The sequence below is a fragment of the Bartonella sp. AA86SXKL genome, assembly GCF_042196885.1.
In genome coordinates, this window is sequence record NZ_JBHIRE010000142.1 from 1 (window position 1) to 1,069 (window position 1,069).

At 37.9% G+C, this 1,069-nt stretch carries 1 protein-coding gene; it reads right to left on the reverse strand.

What is annotated here, in order from left to right:
* Positions 1 to 346: 346 nt before the first annotated feature.
* Positions 347 to 931 (reverse strand): GNAT family N-acetyltransferase, encoded by a 585-nt coding sequence (locus tag ACFIO5_RS10580; RefSeq protein ID WP_034448172.1) that lies wholly within the window; start codon positions 929 to 931, stop codon positions 347 to 349.
* Positions 932 to 1,069 lie beyond the last annotated feature (138 nt).

The following is a 1,069-nucleotide window of genomic DNA, read 5'->3' on the forward strand; positions in this document are numbered from 1 at the left end:
CATATATCCTGTAAAAATGTTTGCATGCTCAAAACCTTATACTGAATGATTATCGCAAATGACACCTTACTCAGCATAAAACATGAGTACACTTCCAATGATTATCCATCACAAATTTTGCTCAAAGCCATTTTAGAACTATGCAAAATCTTCTGTATATTACCCATTGATCAACAAAAATGATTAAAGAAGATAAAGTTTATAGGAAAGAAAAAACCATACTCCGAAATAAAATTGTCTCAAACATTGCACTTGAAAAAAATAATAGACCACCACCAACACACTCAACGCTTAAACTTCCCAAAGAAGACATCGCGGAAAAAAGAAAGTTAAATGAACAGCTTCTTTAAGCAACTTTATGGTGCTGAAAAGAATTCCAATCTTCTAACTCTCCGCTTGGTGTCAAAATACCATGACACGAAGTGAGATAATGAGGAATTAATTCCAGCGCTTGAAAACGATGTTTTTCATAAGGACCAGGCATTGCTAAATTTTTTGTGAGACTGCTTGAAAAACCAAAACGCTGATAAAATGCACAATCACCGACAAGAAAAATAGCACCGTACCCCATTTTTTTTGCTGTTGCAATCGCATGCCGCATAAGAGCAGACCCTATCCCAATACCGGAGCATTCCGCTGCAACAGCAAGAGGTCCCAAAAGTAAAGCATGCTGTATTTCATTATGTCCTTTATTAAATTGAACATGCCAAAGACGCACACTGCCCACAAGTTCTCCAAGCGTATTTTTAACGACAAAGGAAAGTCCACAAGCAGCCAACCGCCCACGACGTAAAACTTCTGAGGATTTACGCTTACGTCCCTTTCCTAGTGTCAAATCAAGTAAATGCTCCCGATGAGGTTTATCAGCTTCTTGCTCCGATGCGAGTGTAAAAAATGCATCATCTTTTGTTTGAAAATAAATCATATTCATGTTTGTCACCACCCCCACTTGTAGCTCTTTATACCATCTTATAAAGGAAAAATTCAAATCACATAGGATGGTAAAGGCTCAAAACCATTAAATGCAACAGACGCGTAAGTCGCCGTATAAGCACCAGTCCCATGAATT